The following is an 18,445-nucleotide window of genomic DNA, read 5'->3' as shown; positions in this document are numbered from 1 at the left end:
TTTTTCGTACGTTCATATATTATGAACAATCAGTTACTTCTTCCTACCAAAACTTGACAAAGCTAATACAAATGGCTTATATTTTGCATGATTATGTCTAGCAAAATTCGACACAGTTTTACAATTTTTGCTAAAAAATGAAAAAGGCAAAGTCATCGAAAGGTGGCGACGCAAAACCACGGGTCTACAGTCTTTGACCATGATAGCCGGGTTGCCATCATCTTGAGACTATTTTTCGATGTTGGTAGCTTCGGTTGTTCCATTTCGATGGAACGGCCTTTTTTTGTGTTTCGTTTTTTGAAAGGAGGATGAAAGCACTTTCATTTTTGTAACAGATGGAAAAACATAACTTTTGAGACGTCAAACATACACAACACGGTAATCAGAAAATGATGGAGTGGAGAAGTTATGTACAAACAAGTAGAAACCGTACAAGAGTTAGCCAAATTTCATGAAATCAAAGAAACAGTATGGACAAGCATGGGCTTCGAGATGGAGTACGCGAAAGAAGGCTCGGCTCAGTTCCTCTTAATCGCCGAAGATGGTGAAGCAGGTGGAACATTTGAAATGACGCCCTTTTCCAAATCAAGTGCTTATATGAAATCACTTTTTCAGGATGTTGTTACAGAAGATATGAAAGTAATGGAGGTAGACAGTCTCGCTGTTCTGCCGAAATACCGCGGACAACTGGGGCAAAAAGGAATTTGCCTGATGATAGATTACGCTGAAAAGCATGGTTATACCCACGCAATCGGGGTAGCAGATCCGACCTTTTTTAAATTTATTAACACGAAGTATCAAGTAAAAGCAACTCAGACCAAAGATATCGTCTTTTACAAAGGGGCCGATGCGATTCCGACCCTTTTCCATCTAAAAGATGTCTATGACAATAAGCACGATCCGAAATATTCCTGGTACAATACGTCGTCATCCAACCAAGTAAAAGTCGAGGTAGGTGGGTAACATGGATAACATGGATAAAATTGATTTATTGAGAAGAAGAAACAATTGGGTCGTAATCGTATTCGCAAGTATTATTACGGTTGTTCAGGTCTTAAACCTCTTTCTAGGCGTTTCGTACACATTCGTTTTCACAATTCTGGGTATTTTGTATGGCGTACTGGCACCTTTTGCTTACATCTCTAATCGCCCGAGCTTCCGTGAAAAAGCAGCGCCCTTCATGAAGTTCTTTAACTTCGCCGTAATCGGGATCTTCATGTTCATCGTAGTCGGACTGGACCCGCATATGATCAATATCATGACCATTATGTTCTTCGTAGCAGTTATGGGGATTTATCAAGACCGACTCATCAATATTTTGACGATTGTATCGACATTGGGCATTGTCTCTTACTACTTCCTGACACAAAGAGAAACGATTTTCCATTCGACAAGCAATCTCGATCTGATGTACTTCCTGCTCACCTTCTGCTTTGTCTCTGTCACGAGCATGATGCATGCTGTATTCAATAACAAACTCCAAGAGGAAAGTGAGCAACAGAAGCAAGAAGCGATTGCCTCGAAGGAATCGTTGCAACGTGTTCTGGATAAGATCAATGAATCACTCACCTCTATGCAAGACTATCAAGAGAATTTGAACAAGGTAACGGACGGTGTCAATGTTCGCGCTGTCGAAACCGTCGCTTCCCTGCAAGACATCATGGAGTCCTTTACTGTCCAGACCAGCAATACAGACGAGCTGCGTCGGGAAATGAGCTCGACGAATTTGCAAGTTGAGGACATGACCCGCTCTGTTACAGAGATGCATGAGTACGTAGAATCGACCAAGGAAGCCACTAGCGAGAGTGGAAAACGCATTGGCAACATCGGTAATGACTTTGAACGATTCATCAAGGACATCCAAGGTACGAACCAGCTAATCCAAGAGCTCAATAAAGAAACCGAATCGATTGGAAAAATCATCCAAACCATTTCCGAGATTTCTGCACAAACCAATCTGTTGGCACTCAATGCCACGATTGAAGCGTCTCGCGCAGGCGAACACGGCCGAGGATTTGCTGTCGTCGCAGATGAAGTACGCAAGCTGGCAGAGTCCTCCAAGCTATCGTCCGAGTCGATCTCGAGCCTGCTCATGACCATCCGCGAAAAAATGAAACTCGTATCGGATATGATTTCCGAGTCGCAGACTTCTTTTGAGAAAAATAGCGAGGGCATTCTCGAAGTACAAGAAATGTTCACCAATGTAGACAACTACATGCAAAACTTCGCAGATAAAACGAAAAACCTGCAAGAGTTCATCGTCCATGTTCACAGCATGATTCAGGAAGTCGGCGCAAAAGTAGAAGTCAACGCAGATATTACCGACAAGAACAAAGAGAGCCTGGAAGAAGTGCTTGTGCTCGTTTCTGAGCAAAAAGACGAAGTCGTTAAGGTTTCTGGCGGCTTTGAGAAAATTGAACAGCAGATGCGTGGTCTCCATATGTAATCTTCCTGCAACCGCCTTTCACTGGCGGTTGTTTTCTTTTCTCATTTTGTAACCGAACAGGCATATAATAGAAATATTCTGATATTTTCACTTTGAAAGGAGGCACATCATTGATGGATGCAAGAATCGAAACCAAAACGATTCAGACCGATCGATTGCTCGTTTCCTACCTGACAGCAGGCGTACCGGAAGGAGAACCGCTTCTCCTCATTCACGGCAATGCATCAGCCAACCTGTTCTGGGATGATACCATTGCGGCTCTATGTGACCAGTACCGTCTGTATGCACCTGATATGCGTGGCTATGGAGCAAGTGAAGCATTGCCCATTGATGCGACACGCGGTTTGCGAGACTGGTCGGATGACCTTCATTCGTTTATTCGGGCATTGGACTTGCCAACGCCCATCCATCTTGCCGGCTGGTCGTTGGGTGGCGGGATCGCGATGCAGTTTGCCATCGATCACCCGCAGGAAGTCCGCTCTCTGATTCTCATCGCCCCCATGTCCCCTTACGGCTTTGGTGGAACCAAAGATATAGCTGGTACCCCGTGCTACAGCAGTTTCTCAGGCTCGGGTGGGGGAGCCGCCAACTCTGAGCTGGTCAAAAGGATTGCAGCCAAAGATATAGGCAATGAATCTCCCTCCAGTCCTCGCAATGTCATGAATCAGCTTTATTTCAAGCCCCCATTCCAAGTTGGCCCAGAGCAGGAAGACCGTTATGTGAACGCAATACTCTCTACGAGAATAGGAGAGGACTTTTACCCCGGTGCCTTTGAATACGTAAACGATTGGCCCGGTGTTGCTCCCAGAACGACAGGGATCACGAATGCGATTTCTCCCAAATACGTAAATTTGTCCGGTATTGTCCAGATGGAGCCGAAGTGTCCGATTTTATGGATTCGCGGTGCGGATGATGCCATTGTCTCGGATCAGTCGCTGGCTGATTTCGGTACGCTGGGCAAGCTTGGCTATGTCCCCGGATGGCCGGGGGAAGACGAATATCCCCCGCAGCCGATGGTCTCCCAAATTCGTGACGTGCTTGAACAATATCAGAGCGCTGGTGGTTCTTATCAGGAGATTGTCATGGAAAATGTGGGGCACGCTCCACACATCGAGAAAGCAGAGGAGTTTATCGAGCTCATTCGAAAAACCGTCAGGGCATGACCGTGACGGTTTTATTTTATGATACATTGGTTCCCCCAGCCTTACCTCCTTTAGGCGCATCTGGGGCGAATTTTAGCGGAGTGAAAGTGAGAATTTTGAAAGAGATCAAGTTTGTCGCCGCAAACGTGAATATTATGCAAATCGGCTAACCCCATTCTACTTCCTATCTTCCTATGCCATTCACACAAAAGATTGCAAATAATGATTTTGCCTGATTTGCTGCTGGAACCCCCGCATTCCGGCATGAATAGATTGAAAGTGCTAGGAAATTATGAAAAAAGGAAGTGCAACAATTGGGACAAAGTTCAAGCCCAGCAAGTGAAAAGTACGATTATATCGTGATTGGCGCCGGAACTGCCGGAGGAGTAATCGCCAAGGAATTGACAGATGACAAGAAGACTTCTGTACTTGTTCTGGAAGCAGGTACAAATATGCCGAACCCAAGCGCTTCTCTAGAGGCAGCAGTGAATATGGCAGATGATAACAAACTATCCTTCATTGCTGTCTCGAAAATCGAACAAGCAATTGGACGCCAGCTTCCGCTATGGAGTGGGAGAGTAATTGGTGGAAGCTCCGAACATAATTTTATGTATGCTGTCCGCGGAAGCCGCCAGCTATATGATCAGTGGGCAAAACTCGTCGGAGATCAGTGGGGCTACGATCATCTCCGCTCCCTATTCAAAAAAAACGAAACCTATACGGGAGATACACAAAGCCCAAAAGAACGCGGTAAAAAAGGCCCTATTTTTGTCAGGCAGCAACTGATTCCGAATAGTGGGCTTATCCAAACTTTGGCTGAAGCAACCTCTCAGGTTTTGGGTATCCCCATCGTGGAAGATTACAATACAGGTATCCGAGACTGTACCTTCTATCAATCACAGTATATTCAACAAGAAGTAGATGGGAAGTTTATTCGTTCCTCCACGAGAGCCGGGTATTTAAATAACCAAATCGTGACACAGGGCAATGAATTCCAGCCAGATGAGTTCGGGATTGGAGGCAGAAAGTTAGTCATTTTCGGAAAAACAACCGTAAATAAAATTCTCTTTGCATCAAAAAAGAACGTGCAGACTGCCGTTGGGGTCGAATTCGTTCGAAACGGCGTGACACAAATCGCTTATGCGAAAAAAGGAATTATTGTCTCTGCCGGTACCTACTCCTCGGTTATCCTGCAACGATCAGGGATTGGCAGAACGACGGATTTAGCTCAAGCAGGGATAGCAACATTGGTAGAGAGTCCAAATGTCGGTCACAATCTTCAGTCGCAATACAGTATTGGCATGGGCATCGAGGTAAAAACAGACCGACTCCTTCCAGTATTTGCTGCTGACCCTGATCAGCCTGTGGCACTTGGTGCATTTAAAAAAGAAAACGGACCGAGTCGCCGCCTGCAAATATTAGGTCTTCCCGTACCGTTCTTTATCCCTGTTCAAGACGTCCTTATCAATGGTTGGCAATTTGTTCCCACAAAGGAAAACAATATCATGAGTATTGGCCTAGCAGACTTGAACCCCAAAAGTAAAGGTTCGATTACGGTTGCACATAGTGATCCGGAAGCCTATCCATCGATTAGATTCAATGTCTTTGAAAATCCTGATGACCTAAACTTTTTGGTAGACCAATATATCGAAATGTTCAAAGTGATTACGAAGGCTCGTGAACTCGATCCAGAGGGCATTTACAAAGTAGTATATCCTCCCGAGCCCCTATTCCAAGTACCGGATGAAGCAGAAAAACGAAGCTTGCTCGCTGATTATGTGAGAGCATCTTGCAGCATTTTCGCTCACTATGGTGGGCAATGTAAAATGGGGAAAAGCATTTCCGAAGGTGTTGTGGATGGGTACCTGAATGTATTTGGCACGAAAAATCTCAAAGTCGCTGATCTATCCATCTCCCCTATTTTACCTGACGGCAACACTTCCACGGCGGCACAGATGATCGGTTTGAATGCGGCCCGGATTATTCGCGAAGAAGCGGAAAAACATCGAGGCGATGATTGTGACGACGATGATGATTAATTTACTCCATCCTATGTTGTAGTAGTCTGACCGTTACAATTCCCGAGGTTCTACCGCTTCCTTACAAATAACCCATGATTGATCCCTTGCTCAATGAACCGTTGTGAATTCATTTGACAAAGAATCAATCATGGGTTTCCTTTATCTACCATTCGTCCATATGTAACCAGGCTATTTCGGCGTGTCTTTCTCCGCTTTTGATACCTTCAAGTTAAATTCTCTTTCCTGCTCCTCAATAATCGCTCGATCCTCTGCATTATCTCTCACTACTTTTTGCGTCAAAATCGATCCAACTGCTACCAGAAGCATGCACGCGATATAATACCCCTTTTCGTGCAGCTGAAGACCTGATGCATTGTATAAACCGATGGAAAATAGCAGCACACCTGCGCCCAATGTAAAGTACGCCAAGAAAGTGAAGGCTCCCGTGTTGCGCATCCGATGCTTTTGTGGATACATAGTAACACCCCTCACATTATGTTCATGTGGCTCATGCAAACACTAACAAATATAAGTCAACCGGACGATTTCTCGCCCGGTTGCTTTTAAAGATTACTTCACAGCCTCTTTCTTGCCAAAGAAAGTACGCAACGCCTTGTATACCTCGCCCTTTTCCCGAATGACACAATGCATGAATTTCGGCTCTTTGATGTGGCGATACGCTGACATAAGGGTGCTGTGCCTATTATACTGATTCACCTCACCATAGCCAAACATATTGCATCTCTCCATGAGCTCTTTCACCAGCTTTACGCAACGCTCATTGTCAGATGTGAGATTGTCGCCATCGGAAAAATGGAACGGGTAAATATTGTACTGCGAAGTTGGGTAACGGCTATCGATGATCTCCAACGCTTTTTTGTAAGCAGAGGAGCAGATCGTCCCCCCGCTTTCCCCTTTCGAGAAAAAGGTGTCCTCCGTTACCTCCTTCGCATCCGTATGATGGGCAATGAAGACGATCTCGACTTTTTCGTACTTGGTACGCAGAAAACGTACCATCCAGAAGAAAAAGCTGCGGGCGATATACTTTTCAAACACACCCATCGATCCAGATGTATCCATCATCGCAATAATGACAGCATTGGAATGAGGCTTGATGATCTCTTCCCACGTCTTGAAGCGCAGGTCATCATCGGTGATCCCCAGCTCCATATCACTGTAGCCTGCCAGCGCATTTCGGCGGATGGCCGCGATCAGCGTGCGTTTTTTGTCAATGTTGCCCATCAAGCCTTTTTTCCTGACATCATTGAACCGCGTCTCTTCCACGACGATTTGTTCCTCGTCTTTTTGTTGAAGGTTCGGCAGCTCCAGCTCGGCGAAAAGCATCTCCTGCAATTCTTCTACGCTGATTTCAGCCTCGTAGTAGTCTACACCTGGCTGATCACCCGCTCCCTGACCTTTTCCTGGCCCTTGCGCCGGATCGCCGTCACGGGCTACGACATCGCCTACTTTACTGTTTCCTTTACCTTGACCGCCATGTTTTCCCTTTTGGAAGTTAAAACGCAATCGGTATTCATCCAGGGAGCGAATAGGGATCTTAATGACTTCCCGACCATTCGACATGATGATGTTTTCTTCGCTGACGAGATCGGGCAGATTTTTTTTGATCGCTTCTTTCACTTTTTCCTGGTGTCGATTTTGGTCCTGGTACCCTTTGCGGTGCAGCGACCAGTCTTCCCGGGAGACAATGAACGATGATTCATCTTTCATGCCGTCTCCTCCTAGCAACTGGCGCAATCTGCGCCGAATATGACGTGCCCCTTATGTCGCCAACGTTCTGTCATCTGTTCAACAGGCTTCCCACGTAGCGCAGCAGCTCATTTGCGCAAACCGGGCAATATTGATGCTCTTCGATAAGACGCTTGGTAACCTCATTAATTTTCTTGAGCTGATGCTCATCCGGTGTTTTATTCGAGGTCGTAATCTTGACGACATCCTTCAGATCAGCAAACAGCTTCTTCTCGATAGCTTCCCGCAGACGGTCATGCGTGCTGTAGTCAAAACGCTTCCCTTTACGCGCGTAGGCCGAGATACGGATGAGAATTTCTTCACGGAAGGCCCGCTTGGCATTTTCCGAGATGCCGATTTGCTCCTCGATGGAACGCATCAGGCGCTCATCTGGATCCATCTCCTCACCTGTAACGGGGTCACGGATTTTGTTCATGTTGCAATAAGCTTCCACATTGTCCAAATAGTTATCCATGAGCGTTTTTGCCGACTCTTCGTAGCTGTAGACAAACGCCTTCTGCACCTCTTTTTTCGCCAGCTCGTCGTATTCCTTACGCGCGATAGAGATAAAGTTCATATACCTCTCCCGCTGCTCCTTGGTGATGGACGGATGCTGGTCAAAGCCTTCTTTTAGCGCCCGAAGAATATCAAGCGCATTGATGCACTCCGTGTCGCGTCGGATCAGTGCACTGGAGATACGGTTGATGACATACCGCGGATCAATACCGGACATTCCTTCATCGGCATGCTCGTTACGCAGCTCTTCCAGATCGGCTCCCTTGAAGCCTTCCACCGATTCACCATCATATAACCGCATCTTTTTCAGCAGATCGGCCCCTTGCTTTTTCGATTCCTTCAGGCGGGTCATAATGGAAAAGACTGCTGCTGACCGGAGCGCATGCGGTGAAATATGCACATGCCCCAAGTCGGATTGCTTGATTAATTTCGCGTATATTTTTTCTTCGTCACTGACACGCAGATTATACGGCATCGGCATGACGATAATCCGAGATTGCAGTGCCTCATTTTTCTTATTTGAAATAAAAGCCTTGTACTCCGATTCGTTCGTATGCGCAACAATCAGCTCATCTGCAGAAATGAGGGCAAAACGACCTGCCTTGAAGTTTCCTTCCTGTGTCAGCGACAGGAGATGCCACAAAAATTTCTCGTCGCATTTCAACATTTCCTGAAACTCCATCAATCCACGATTGGCTTTGTTCAGCTCACCATCAAATCGATAAGCACGGGGATCGGACTCAGAGCCGTACTTCGTAATCGTCGAGAAGTCGATGCTCCCCGTCAAATCAGCAATATCCTGTGACTTTGGATCGGAAGGGCTAAATGTACCGATCCCCACCCGATTGGCTTCGGAAAACAAAATCCGACGAACAGGGAAATCCTCAATGCACCCTCCATATTCGGTCTCCAACCTCATCCGGTTATAGGGCGTCAGTTCTCCTTCAATCTTGATTCCCAGCTCTTCTTCTACCTCTGGACGCAGCTCGTGCGGGATGAGATGAAGTGGTTCTTCGTGCATGGGGCAACCATCAAGTGCATAGATCGCTCCGGCTTCCGTCCGTGAATACTCTTCCAGTCCTCGCTTGAGCATCGTCACGAGCGTAGACTTACCGCCACTGACAGGTCCCATCAAGAGCAAGATGCGCTTGCGGACATCCAGACGCCGTGCAGCCGAGTGGAAATATTCCTCCACTAGGCGCTCTACTGAACGGTCCAATCCGAAAATTTCGCGACTAAAAAATTGATACGAACGTGAACCGTCCTCGTTCTCTTCAACCCCCGCACTTTTAATCATGTTGTAGACGCGTGAGTGCGCAGTCTGGGCAATTTGCGGATTTTTACGTACCAATTCCAAATATTCGGCGAATGTTCCTCTCCACATCAAGTTTTCTTCGCGGGCCCGGTGCTCAGCGATCCGTTTTAAAATGTCCATGTTCGACACTCCTCCCTCTTAAGCCCCTCTCTCTTCCCAACGACAATGTACTCTCATGTATATGTCCGCCTGCGGTCACGCATTCACGTGCAAGCCGTTTTCTCCGGTTGCCAACAGGCTCTTACAGCCTTTACATATGTGTATGCGCGACATCAGCACAAGTTTCAGCAATCTTCCCATAAAAATTAAGGCAGACTGCTTTTTTATGGCTTGGAAGATTACGGAATTGTAAGGTTTAACGAGCGTAGCTGTAAGCTGATTCGATGGTTTGTAATCCCTACTCCCCTGTAAAATACAATCATAAGCAACATACACGGAAAGCCAATACGGATTGGCTTAAAAATAGCGGGAGGAACGAATATGGACATCCAAACAGAACGCATTCAAGTGAAAAAAGGACTTTATTTGACCGGCATCGCAACCTTGGTGATTCTTTCGGTATTTATTTACCAAGCAGTGACAGGAATGGAACTTGATACAGGAGAAATACTGAGTGTGCCCATTGCGATTAGTGCCTTCTTGAAACTCGTGAATGATCATCGAAAATTGTCACTTACGTAAGGGCGCAACAGCTTTAATTCGTTTGCAAAGTGGGCAGGCTACGCTATAATGGGAGTAGTTTGTTTACGAAAGGAGCTGTCAAACGTGGGTACATTTATCGTGGCATTGGTCTTCGGAGCTTTTCTGTTTTTCATTCTGACAGCTGGCTACAACGAGGACAAAACCTGGAACATGTAAGAATCATCCAGGGAAAAAAGCAGGCCGCCTACTGTGGCAACCTGCTTTTTTTGTTTTCTTGTTATTTTTTATTCTCTTTCTTTTCTGCTTTCTTCGCTTCGATTTCTGCCTTGATTTCTTTTGCACTCTTGCCTGCTGTGTCGACGCCCCACTTGGCAGCCTTTTCTTTCAGGTTCGCGAGCTGTTCTTGCTTCTTCACTTGTTTTGCTGCCTTTTTCTCAGCGTTTTCTGCTTTTTTTGCTACTTTTGCTTCTTTTATAGCCGCTTTTACTTCTTTCGCTGTTTTACCTGCTGTGTCAACGCCCAGCTTTACAGCCTTATCGTTTAGCTTGGCGAGTCGTTCTTGCTTCTTCGCTTCTTTTGCCGCTTTTTTTGCTGCTTTTTTCTCAGCGTTTTCTGCCTTCTTTGCTGCTTTTGCTTCTTGAATCGCTGCTTTTACTTCCTTATTTGTTTGATCCGTGGTTTCGACGCCCCACTTGGCAGCCTTCGCGTTCAGCTTTGCTCTGTTTTCTTCCTTTTTCTCCGCTTTCGAGTGCGTAACTGTAGAATCCGCTGCTGTATCCGCAGCAGCCACAACAGAGATACCACTAAACAGCAAGGTAGCCATTACCAGAGACGAAACAAGTTTTTTCATGCAAGATTTCCTCCTTTATGATGTAAACCGTAGTCGTACACACCTAGCCTACCTGATGATTTTGGGATAAGTATGTGAAAAAGCAGGCTTGGCCATTTTTTCAGACGGACAACCTGCTTCTCGCTTATACTTTCATAGTCATTTCTTAACCTGCAAACACACCGCTTTTTTCAGAAATCGCCGTAAACAGCTCTTCTAATGATCCCCGCTGATCGACCTGATACTGAGGCTCACCACGGTCTTCCATCCAATTGGTTACCAGAAACGTTTTCATTCCCAACTTGGATGCGACCATGTCCTCCTGCATGTGATTCCCGACCATGATACAGTCTGTCGGCTCAACCCCAAGCTTTTGGCAAATCTCCTTGTAATAACCAGGATTCGGCTTCGTGAAATGCGATTCCTCGTAGACAGTGACCAGTTCGAAATCATCCGGGGACATCCCGATCCAAGCGAGGCGATGGTGAATCGCATCCCGCGGGAAAACCGGATTCGTCGCTACTGCAACCCGAAACCCTTGCTCTTTGGCGGCAGCAACAATCTGCTTTGCCCATGGCGAAGGATATGTCAGGTGAGAAAGTGTCGGAAACACATCCCGATAAAACGAATCGAACAGTGGCCATATTTCCTCTCGATCCCACTCACTATGTTCCGTAAAATGTTCGATAAAAACTTGCTCGTTCGTCTTGTCAGGCTCTTGGTTCATGATCATTGCTTTGGTCGCATCCCAAACCAGCGCCAACAGCTTTTCGGTATCGTACTTATCTCCGACATGACGACCTACTTCAACCAAGTAACTTTTGACAAAGGGTTCTGTCTGCATCTCTAATAACGTACCGTCTAAATCAAACAGGATGGTATTCACAGTCATAATGGATCTCTCCCTCCCAAATGCCTTACGATAACGCTGGAAAACCTAACTGGCGAAGTCCCTCAAACAAGACAATAGCTGCACAATTGGACAGGTTCACAGAACGGGTCGCACCACTCATCGGGATACGAATAGTCTGCTCCCGATATTTTTCTGTCAGCTCTTCCGGTAAACCCGTCGTCTCCTTGCCCAAGATAATGTAGTCGCCATCCCGGAAAGAAACGTCCGTATACAGCTTTTCCCCCCAGGTCTCCACAAAGTAAAAAGTGCCCGCACCTTCTCCTTGAGCCGCAGCAAAGTGCTCAAAGCTCTCATGATGGTGAACGTTAACCGCATGCCAATAATCGAGACCAGCCCGCTTCAGGTAACGATCGTCCGTTGAAAATCCGAGTGGGTGAATCAAATGCAGATGCGCTCCTGTCGCTGCACATGATCGGGCGATATTTCCCGTATTAGCAGGGATGAGCGGCTCATGCAAAACAATATGTAACGGCATATCTGAAAATCTCCTTGTAATTTGCGAACTTGGTACCTGTACACGACCTATTATACCACCGTGCCCAGCTTCTGTAACAAATGGAGTGCCTGCTGCATCTAATCAGAAAACTTTAGCTATCAAAGGAGTGATGATTAGATGGGGACACCCATTTCATTTTGGCGACGCCTTATCGCACATGTGAGCATCCTGAGTTTGATCCTGTTAGGTGCCAGTTGGATGTGGGTTGATTTTTCTTCGTTTCCCGTCCTAGAAACATGGAGCATGCTTCTCGGCTATCTCTCATTTATTTTGATTGGCTGCACCTTATTGATTGGCTCACTCCAGTCCTTGCTCCCTGCTGGCTGGTTGACTATCAGCTCGTCCATCCGTCGAGATATCGGGATATGGGCTGGGCTAACTGGACTTCTGCACGTCATTCTTGTGCTCGTCCTTTTTGAAAATGAGCCTCGCCTAATGATCATTCAAGAAAACCGTTCCGAAAAGGCTGATGGCTGGCTGGGTCTGTTCTTTTTCGCTTCTTCTGATCCAACCATGTGGCCATCTCCCAACTGGACCCTTACAGGCGTTGCGAACTACCTTGGGTTGCTTGCCTTTTTCATTCTACTAGCCCTGTTGCTGACATCTTCTGCACGCGCAGAAAAATGGCTGGGTGGCTCCAGTTGGAAAAGGCTTCATCTCGCCAATCCATGGCTTTTTGTCATCGTCTTGTTCCATGGCTTGATTTACACCCAATCCATCAAAGGAGAACCGCATACCTTTTCAGACATGCTCGTTTTCGCAGCAATGATTTGGGTGATTCGCAGCATCTCTTTTATGCGAAGAGCTCTTTATCGCAAGCGGTAATTAGACTCCTCTTATATGAAAGAAGGCATAGCGCATTTTGGGCGTATAGGCTGTGGAATCCTCATATGCCCAATAACGCATGCTGCTATCTGTCGTATGGGCATTCACTAACGGCATTTGATTCGCATCTTTTGCGACCACAATCGTATTGTGCTGAAAACGCCCATCCCCGTCAAAATCATAACAAATGATATCACCTGGGACCAATTCCGCCGCGGAGCTTTTCGTAACCGCCCGCATAGGTGGTCCACCCGATTTCAAGAGTAAATACAAGCTATGGGCCACCGTCCAGCTATAGCTCCAAGAGGCGCCTTTTCCCGTGCGAATCCACCAGCCCTTGCCCATCTCTTTCGACATCAGCATAGGGATTCCGCCAGCATGTAAACATTGCGAGATAAAATTCGTGCAGTCATCCGTAAAACGAGGATATATCGGATTGGTCGTATTCCAGTAACGTTCCGCATACGCGACTGCATTTGCAGCTTTGTAGCCTCCCGCTCCATGCACAACCAGCATAGGTTGGTCAATGGCATCCTCGACGCCTGTCACAACGATGACAGGCTCCTCCTCTTCTTCGACCACCAATTTTTGATCACCGTTCGACTCCCTTGCCCCGATGATCGACCACTTTTCATTCGTTTTGAGCAACTGGAGCTGGAACAGCCTTTTGCTTACCTCTGTATACTTGGTTTGCTTGATCCCCAGCGTTTTATTTTCTTGCCATTGAACCGTTATTTCCATGGTGGCATCAGTGTCTACCCAGCACATAGGCGTTACTTGTCCCTGGACAGCCAATAATTTGGCTCCCCGCTCCTCAGCTCTCCGCTTCTCCCGTTTCAGTCGATCCCATTCTTCCTGCACACCTGCCTCTCCTGCGCAATAAAAAGGCAGCAGCCGCTCATACTTTCCGTCCATAGATGACTGGTGAACTGCTTGAAAGTATTGCTGAACAAATTCACGCCACTCCACTTTCCCCTCCTCCTTTCCGCCTCCAGACTGCGACAAAGCCCATGAACTGTTCATCTCAATGAAGAATATGTCGCTCGTGGAGCATTCAGAAGAAAAAGAAAAGCTGTCCGAGCAAGCAGACAGCTTATTAGGAAGAAGCGTGAGCAAAAAGTGGTCCTTCTTCTAGTGACAGCAAATATTCTTTAATGGATAAGCCACCGCCGTACCCGACCAAGGCACCATTCGAGCCAATGACGCGATGGCACGGTATAATGACAGGAATCGGATTACGATTGTTTGCACCGCCAATGGCCCGAACAGCTTTCGCCACTCCAATCGCCAAGGCAATATCTTTGTAAGAACGAGTTTCTCCATAGGGAATGTTCGATAGCTCATTCCATACAGCCTTTTGAAAGGGAGTTCCGTACAATACGGTTGGAACATCAAACGACTTACGCTTGCCTGCAAAATACTCTTCTAGCTGTATTTTTGCAGACTCATTGATCGCATCGTTACGCGTTGGGGTAATCCCTAAGAACGTTTTTTTGCACCAGCGCACAAGCGGCGCCAATCCGTCTTGTTCATTGGCAAACTGAATGTAGCACAGCCCTTCTTCTGTTGAAGCCAAGAGCAATGGTCCAATCGGTGAATCCATCATGGTATAGCCTAATTCCTTTGCCATTTAACGTCCTCCCTCTCTTGTTCAAACTAACCCTGTGCACGAAGCATGCTTATGCCTTTTTCTATCTCTTCCACCACTTCTGGTGACGCCTCTTTTGCTTTTGCGGTAATAAGTGCTTCTTGTGCCTGCTCTCCCCCGATTTTTCCAAGCGCCCATGCAGCAGTTCCCCGGATGACTGGACGAGGGTCTTCGAACAATAGACGCTCCAAATGAGGAATAGCTGTCCGATCCTTGAAATGTGCAAGCGCTAGTATTGCATTACGTTGAATTGGTTTTTTGCCTCTCCAAGATGAAGAGGATAGCCCAAACTTCTCCTTGAACTCCTTATTGCTCATCTGAAGCAGAGGAATTAACAAAGGCTTGGCAATCTCCGGATCAGGCTGAAATTCAGCATGATGGTCGTTGTCAATGCGCCGATTCTTAGGACATACCGTCTGACAAGTGTCGCAACCGTACAGCCGATTCCCGATTTTTCCGCGGAATTCATCTGGAATAAAGTCTTTCACCTGTGTCAAATAAGCTACACATCGCTGTGCGTCAAGCTGCCCCCCCTGAATCAAGGCTCCGGTCGGACAAGCGTCTACACATATATTGCAGTCGCCACAGCCTTCTTCGATTGGTTGGTCGCTTGGCAACGGAAGATTCGTTACCAGCTCCCCCAAGTACACCCATGATCCGAACTCCGGCGTTATGATGGCGCAGTTTTTACCTACAAACCCAATCCCGGCCCGCTCGGCTACCGCACGATCGGACAATGCTCCCGTGTCTACCATGGATTCGATCCGAGCCCCTGGCTCGAGCTCCATAATGAATCGCGTCAGCTTGTCCAGCTTGTCGCGCAGAACGTGATGATAATCGGTTCCCCATGCTGCACGGCATAAGATTCCCCGATACGCACCAGGCTCTGACTTTGGTGGATTTTTGAGCTTGGATGGATAAGCCAATGCTATCGAAATCAGCGAGCGTGCCCCGTCCAACAACAGTTCCGGGTTCGTCCTCTTTTCTAAATCTGGCTCTTCAAATCCAGATTCGTAGCCCTTTTCCCGATGTACAAGTAGTCGTTCCTTTAAGGTCGTGAATGGATCGGCACTGGCAAACCCGATCTTATCGATTCCGATTTCCTTGGCATAGTCAATGATGGACTGCTTTGTCTGCTCCCAGTACAGCAAGTCGTTCACAGTTGTCTAATCGCTCCTGTCGCCAATTCGTCGCAGCGGTTGTTCCATTTGTTGTCGGCGTGTCCTTTGACTTTTACATACTCTACCTTGTGGGTGTCCATCAATTGCAACAGTTCTTTCCATAAGTCCTGATTTTCCACCTGCTGGCCTTTGCTGTTTTTCCAGCCGTTTTTCAGCCAGCCTTTATACCAGCCTTGCTTGAAACAGTTGACCAAGTATGCACTATCACTGTACAGCGTCACCTTACAAGGCTCCTTCAATGTAGAGAGCGCCTTGATGGCCGCCAACAGCTCCATTCTGTTATTCGTTGTATGTGGTTCGGCACCGGACATTTCCTTGATGTGTTGGCCATACATCAGTACAGCTCCCCAACCACCTGGTCCTGGATTGCCGGAACATGCTCCGTCTGTATAAATATCAACCTCACGCATTGTCATCGTCAGGGGTTCCCTCCTCTGTTCTCTTCTATTGTATCGAAGCTTAGTCGCTTCCACAAAATTTTTTTGTTATACTACCAAAAATAGAATTAATAAGGAGTGTCTATTGATGAAAGTTCAGCTAGATTCTTCCGTGTCCGAGCGTTTGCCGCAATTTTCTCTCGGCATTTTACAATACAGCAATGCTTCCGTCAGTGACTCCCCCAAAATGCTGCAGGGACGTATCAATTATTATGTGGAGAGCTTGCGGCTCGATCATGACACCGCAAAGCTGACAGAAATCGAAGGCGTCCGCGAGTGGAGAGCTTGCTTTAAGCAAGTTGGCATTGATCCGTCTAGGTACCGCCCTTCCTCCGAAGCATTGCTGCGTCGACTGCTGCAGGGAAATCCTTTTTTCTGGATTAATAGCGCTGTTGATGTTAATAATTTTTTCTCTGTTTTGCACGCACTTCCTTTTGGGATTTATGACGTTAATCATCTAACGGGTGATATCACTTGTCGTCTTGGCCACGCCGATGATGTCTATGAAGGATTAAATGGACGAGAAGTCAACATGGAAGGGAAATTGCTGCTCGCTGATGGTAACGGCGCATTTGGGAGTCCCATTGTCGACTCCAAGCGCTCATGTGTAACGGAACAAAGCAGCACGCTCCTCCAAGTCATCTTTTTCCATGAAAAAATGGAACAATCTAAAAAAGAAGAAATTGTAGGTTCAGTTGGTCGCATGTTTACGGAAATCAACGGCGGCGAGCTGACTCACTCCTCTATTGTTACTGCCTAAGAAAAAAAGACGGCCCGTCATGCAGCCTGGCCGTCTTTTTTTACGCTATCTTCTTCCTTTTTTCTAAAAACGATATGTTCCAGGACCAGACACACAATAACTCCGAGCAATAAGCCATTGCCGAATAAGAAGCTTGCTAATGCAGGAAGTTTCTGCCAAGCTACAGCCGGTACGAACATAACTCCGATCCCAACCAATAGCGAGCTACCCCCAATAATAATCGTACGTTCGTCCATCTTCACATTCACGTAATCCTTCAACCCGAAGCCCAGCAGTTGCGTATAGGAAATGAACATCGCCGCATATGCCACTGGAGTAGGCAAAGCCGCCAAAAAATGGGCAACAGTGGGAATCAGCCCAATCAGCATCATCCCTAGCATTGCTATCACAAATGGCAGGCGCGAAGCCATTTTTGTGGTTTGAATAACCGCTGCGGCCAAGGAAAGTGGAATCATACCTACCACACCGCTCAAGCCTGACAGAAAATGGGATACCCCTGTAAAAATACCACCGCGATTGTACTGCTTTTCAGTAGGCACTGTATCTGTCGCTTTTCCCATGACCGACAAACTCGTCATGAGGTTTGTCAACAGAACGAATCCTGTCAGCATACTCGTTAATACAACGCCCCAATCCCAACGTGGAGGTCCCCAAAAGAAAATAGAAGGCCATGAAAGCAATTGTTCAGTAGGTCGAACTGGTTCTGTCCATCCAAGAAGCGCGTACACGATCCAGCCTCCAACCATACCAAACAAAACGGCAAAACTGGAGAATCGCTTCGTCCGCATAATGAAGACAACAAGGGCTACAATCCCTATGGACACAAGTGCTACTCCCGGCTGTACCTCTTTTGAATGCTGAAAACCAATACCAAGCATGCCCGTGAGAATGTTACTACACAAAGAAACAGCAAGCAAAATCATATACGTACCTGAAACCAACGGCGTAAACCACTTCTGTAATTTGCCAATCCAGCCTAATAAGCCAAAAATGAAAAAGAGTAGACCAGCTAATATCATACCTACTTGAAAGGATTGACCAATTTCTTGTGGATGAAGACCCATGCTCGTTCCGAGCTGAGCCAAAATGATAAAGATCCCCCACCATAGTCCAGCCGGACCTTCAATCATCGGATAGCGGTGTCCAATCCATACTTGCAGTAGTGACGCGAGTCCGATGTAAAACATGGTCTGCTGCATCAGCTTTCCAATTTCATCAGCCTGCAAGCCGTACATATCTCCAATCATTAATGGTACCGCCACACTGCTGGAAACAGTTACGATCATCCATTGTAATACGGATAGCGTCGTAACCCCCATTGGCGGCTTGTCTTGTAGCTTATAAAACACCTCAACCACCTCGACCTGTTACTTACACAAGTTGTCTATTTCCCCTCTACACTATGCTCATATCAAAGCAGAAAAAAACCCCAATCATCAAGAAATCTTGACATTCAGGGTTAGCTTGTAAATGTATGGTGCCGGTGAAGGGACTTGAACCCCCACGGTTTCCCTCACGATTTTGAGTC

General features: G+C 46.8%; 18 protein-coding genes and 1 riboswitch. Of the genes, 7 read left to right on the top strand and 11 right to left on the bottom strand.

Translation table 11 applies throughout. The annotated features are described in order from the left end of the window. The first annotated feature begins 135 nt into the window (after nucleotides 1-135). Nucleotides 136-219: riboswitch (cyclic di-GMP riboswitch) on the top strand. 189 nt (nucleotides 220-408) lie between these two features. The 4 genes from KB186_RS10565 to KB186_RS10550 all read left to right on the top strand — a co-directional run bounded on the left by KB186_RS10565 (nucleotide 409) and on the right by KB186_RS10550 (nucleotide 5,627). Next, entirely contained in the window at nucleotides 409-963 is a 555-nt protein-coding gene (locus tag KB186_RS10565; RefSeq protein WP_173609099.1) for a GNAT family N-acetyltransferase, read from the top strand. Further along, complete coding sequence (locus KB186_RS10560) at nucleotides 956-2,446, top strand: methyl-accepting chemotaxis protein (protein WP_221867440.1); 1,491 nt, start codon at nucleotides 956-958, stop codon at nucleotides 2,444-2,446. Before KB186_RS10565 ends, KB186_RS10560 begins: the two co-directional genes overlap by 8 nt. A gap of 113 nt (nucleotides 2,447-2,559) precedes the next feature. After that, entirely contained in the window at nucleotides 2,560-3,609 is a 1,050-nt protein-coding gene (locus KB186_RS10555) for an alpha/beta hydrolase (RefSeq protein WP_232773570.1), read from the top strand. 293 nt (nucleotides 3,610-3,902) lie between these two features. Beyond that, the gene (locus KB186_RS10550; protein ID WP_232773569.1) at nucleotides 3,903-5,627 is read left to right on the top strand and encodes a GMC family oxidoreductase; all 1,725 of its coding nucleotides are present in this window, start codon (nucleotides 3,903-3,905) and stop codon (nucleotides 5,625-5,627) included. 171 nt (nucleotides 5,628-5,798) lie between these two features. Here KB186_RS10550 and KB186_RS10545 read toward each other — a convergent pair whose 3' ends face one another. The 3 genes from KB186_RS10545 to KB186_RS10535 form a co-directional block, all read right to left on the bottom strand. Continuing rightward, nucleotides 5,799-6,086 carry a YiaA/YiaB family inner membrane protein gene (locus KB186_RS10545; RefSeq protein WP_173609103.1) on the bottom strand — a complete coding sequence of 96 codons (288 nt, stop codon included), beginning with the start codon at nucleotides 6,084-6,086 and terminating at the stop codon, nucleotides 5,799-5,801. A 93-nt stretch (nucleotides 6,087-6,179) separates the two neighbouring features. Beyond that, nucleotides 6,180-7,337, bottom strand: coding sequence for a sporulation protein YhbH (gene yhbH / locus KB186_RS10540; RefSeq protein WP_017251936.1), 1,158 nt, complete (start codon nucleotides 7,335-7,337; stop codon nucleotides 6,180-6,182). A gap of 70 nt (nucleotides 7,338-7,407) precedes the next feature. Further along, complete coding sequence (locus KB186_RS10535; protein ID WP_173609104.1) at nucleotides 7,408-9,306, bottom strand: PrkA family serine protein kinase; 1,899 nt, start codon at nucleotides 9,304-9,306, stop codon at nucleotides 7,408-7,410. A gap of 360 nt (nucleotides 9,307-9,666) precedes the next feature. On the opposite strand from KB186_RS10535, the gene KB186_RS10530 reads away from it, so the two are divergent. After that, entirely contained in the window at nucleotides 9,667-9,867 is a 201-nt protein-coding gene (locus KB186_RS10530; RefSeq protein ID WP_173609105.1) for a hypothetical protein, read from the top strand. Nucleotides 9,868-10,105: 238 nt separating this feature from the next. On the opposite strand, the gene KB186_RS10525 is transcribed toward KB186_RS10530, so the two are convergent. From KB186_RS10525 to trmL, 3 genes are all read right to left on the bottom strand, one after another. Then, the gene (locus KB186_RS10525; protein WP_221867438.1) at nucleotides 10,106-10,678 is read right to left on the bottom strand and encodes a hypothetical protein; all 573 of its coding nucleotides are present in this window, start codon (nucleotides 10,676-10,678) and stop codon (nucleotides 10,106-10,108) included. 145 nt (nucleotides 10,679-10,823) lie between these two features. Further along, nucleotides 10,824-11,549 carry an HAD family hydrolase gene (locus KB186_RS10520; RefSeq protein ID WP_173609107.1) on the bottom strand — a complete coding sequence of 242 codons (726 nt, stop codon included), beginning with the start codon at nucleotides 11,547-11,549 and terminating at the stop codon, nucleotides 10,824-10,826. A gap of 25 nt (nucleotides 11,550-11,574) precedes the next feature. After that, nucleotides 11,575-12,045: a tRNA (uridine(34)/cytosine(34)/5-carboxymethylaminomethyluridine(34)-2'-O)-methyltransferase TrmL gene (gene trmL, locus KB186_RS10515; protein ID WP_173609108.1), complete on the bottom strand. Its 471-nt coding sequence runs from the start codon at nucleotides 12,043-12,045 to the stop codon at nucleotides 11,575-11,577. A 138-nt stretch (nucleotides 12,046-12,183) separates the two neighbouring features. Between trmL and KB186_RS10510 the strand changes: the two genes are divergently transcribed. Then, a complete protein-coding gene (locus KB186_RS10510) occupies nucleotides 12,184-12,891 on the top strand; it encodes a ferric reductase-like transmembrane domain-containing protein (RefSeq protein ID WP_173609109.1) in 708 nt (235 codons plus the stop codon). Here KB186_RS10510 and KB186_RS10505 read toward each other — a convergent pair whose 3' ends face one another. The 4 genes from KB186_RS10505 to rnhA form a co-directional block, all read right to left on the bottom strand. Next, complete coding sequence (locus KB186_RS10505; RefSeq protein ID WP_232773568.1) at nucleotides 12,892-13,860, bottom strand: amidase domain-containing protein; 969 nt, start codon at nucleotides 13,858-13,860, stop codon at nucleotides 12,892-12,894. It abuts the gene before it with no gap. A gap of 127 nt (nucleotides 13,861-13,987) precedes the next feature. Next, on the bottom strand, nucleotides 13,988-14,521 hold the full coding sequence (locus tag KB186_RS10500) for a methylated-DNA--[protein]-cysteine S-methyltransferase (protein ID WP_173609111.1): 534 nt from the start codon (nucleotides 14,519-14,521) through the stop codon (nucleotides 13,988-13,990). Nucleotides 14,522-14,547: 26 nt separating this feature from the next. Next, nucleotides 14,548-15,699, bottom strand: coding sequence for a tRNA epoxyqueuosine(34) reductase QueG (gene queG / locus KB186_RS10495; RefSeq protein WP_173609112.1), 1,152 nt, complete (start codon nucleotides 15,697-15,699; stop codon nucleotides 14,548-14,550). Beyond that, complete coding sequence (gene rnhA, locus KB186_RS10490) at nucleotides 15,696-16,130, bottom strand: ribonuclease HI (RefSeq protein WP_173609152.1); 435 nt, start codon at nucleotides 16,128-16,130, stop codon at nucleotides 15,696-15,698. Before rnhA ends, queG begins: the two co-directional genes overlap by 4 nt. Before the next feature lie 115 nt (nucleotides 16,131-16,245). On the opposite strand from rnhA, the gene KB186_RS10485 reads away from it, so the two are divergent. Continuing rightward, the gene (locus tag KB186_RS10485; RefSeq protein WP_173609113.1) at nucleotides 16,246-16,917 is read left to right on the top strand and encodes a B3/B4 domain-containing protein; all 672 of its coding nucleotides are present in this window, start codon (nucleotides 16,246-16,248) and stop codon (nucleotides 16,915-16,917) included. Nucleotides 16,918-16,934: 17 nt separating this feature from the next. On the opposite strand, the gene KB186_RS10480 is transcribed toward KB186_RS10485, so the two are convergent. After that, a complete protein-coding gene (locus tag KB186_RS10480; RefSeq protein WP_173609114.1) occupies nucleotides 16,935-18,266 on the bottom strand; it encodes a purine/pyrimidine permease in 1,332 nt (443 codons plus the stop codon). Nucleotides 18,267-18,445 lie beyond the last annotated feature (179 nt).

This window comes from Brevibacillus sp. AF8 (assembly GCF_021270385.1).
In the GTDB taxonomy this organism is placed as follows: domain Bacteria; phylum Bacillota; class Bacilli; order Brevibacillales; family Brevibacillaceae; genus Brevibacillus.
The sequence above is the reverse complement of the archived record's forward strand: the minus strand, read 5'-3'. Positions and strand labels throughout refer to the sequence as shown.

Coding starts and splice junctions, on each gene's coding strand:
- KB186_RS10565 (WP_173609099.1), top strand. CDS start 409: ATGTACAAACAAGTAGAAACCGTACAAGAGTTAGCCAAATTTCATGAA.
- KB186_RS10485 (WP_173609113.1), top strand. CDS start 16,246: ATGAAAGTTCAGCTAGATTCTTCCGTGTCCGAGCGTTTGCCGCAATTT.
- KB186_RS10530 (WP_173609105.1), top strand. CDS start 9,667: ATGGACATCCAAACAGAACGCATTCAAGTGAAAAAAGGACTTTATTTG.
- KB186_RS10545 (WP_173609103.1), bottom strand. CDS start 6,086: ATGTATCCACAAAAGCATCGGATGCGCAACACGGGAGCCTTCACTTTC.
- KB186_RS10535 (WP_173609104.1), bottom strand. CDS start 9,306: ATGGACATTTTAAAACGGATCGCTGAGCACCGGGCCCGCGAAGAAAAC.
- KB186_RS10500 (WP_173609111.1), bottom strand. CDS start 14,521: ATGGCAAAGGAATTAGGCTATACCATGATGGATTCACCGATTGGACCA.
- KB186_RS10525 (WP_221867438.1), bottom strand. CDS start 10,678: ATGAAAAAACTTGTTTCGTCTCTGGTAATGGCTACCTTGCTGTTTAGT.
- yhbH (WP_017251936.1), bottom strand. CDS start 7,337: ATGAAAGATGAATCATCGTTCATTGTCTCCCGGGAAGACTGGTCGCTG.
- KB186_RS10520 (WP_173609107.1), bottom strand. CDS start 11,549: ATGACTGTGAATACCATCCTGTTTGATTTAGACGGTACGTTATTAGAG.
- KB186_RS10555 (WP_232773570.1), top strand. CDS start 2,560: ATGGATGCAAGAATCGAAACCAAAACGATTCAGACCGATCGATTGCTC.
- rnhA (WP_173609152.1), bottom strand. CDS start 16,130: ATGCGTGAGGTTGATATTTATACAGACGGAGCATGTTCCGGCAATCCA.
- trmL (WP_173609108.1), bottom strand. CDS start 12,045: ATGCCGTTACATATTGTTTTGCATGAGCCGCTCATCCCTGCTAATACG.
- KB186_RS10510 (WP_173609109.1), top strand. CDS start 12,184: ATGGGGACACCCATTTCATTTTGGCGACGCCTTATCGCACATGTGAGC.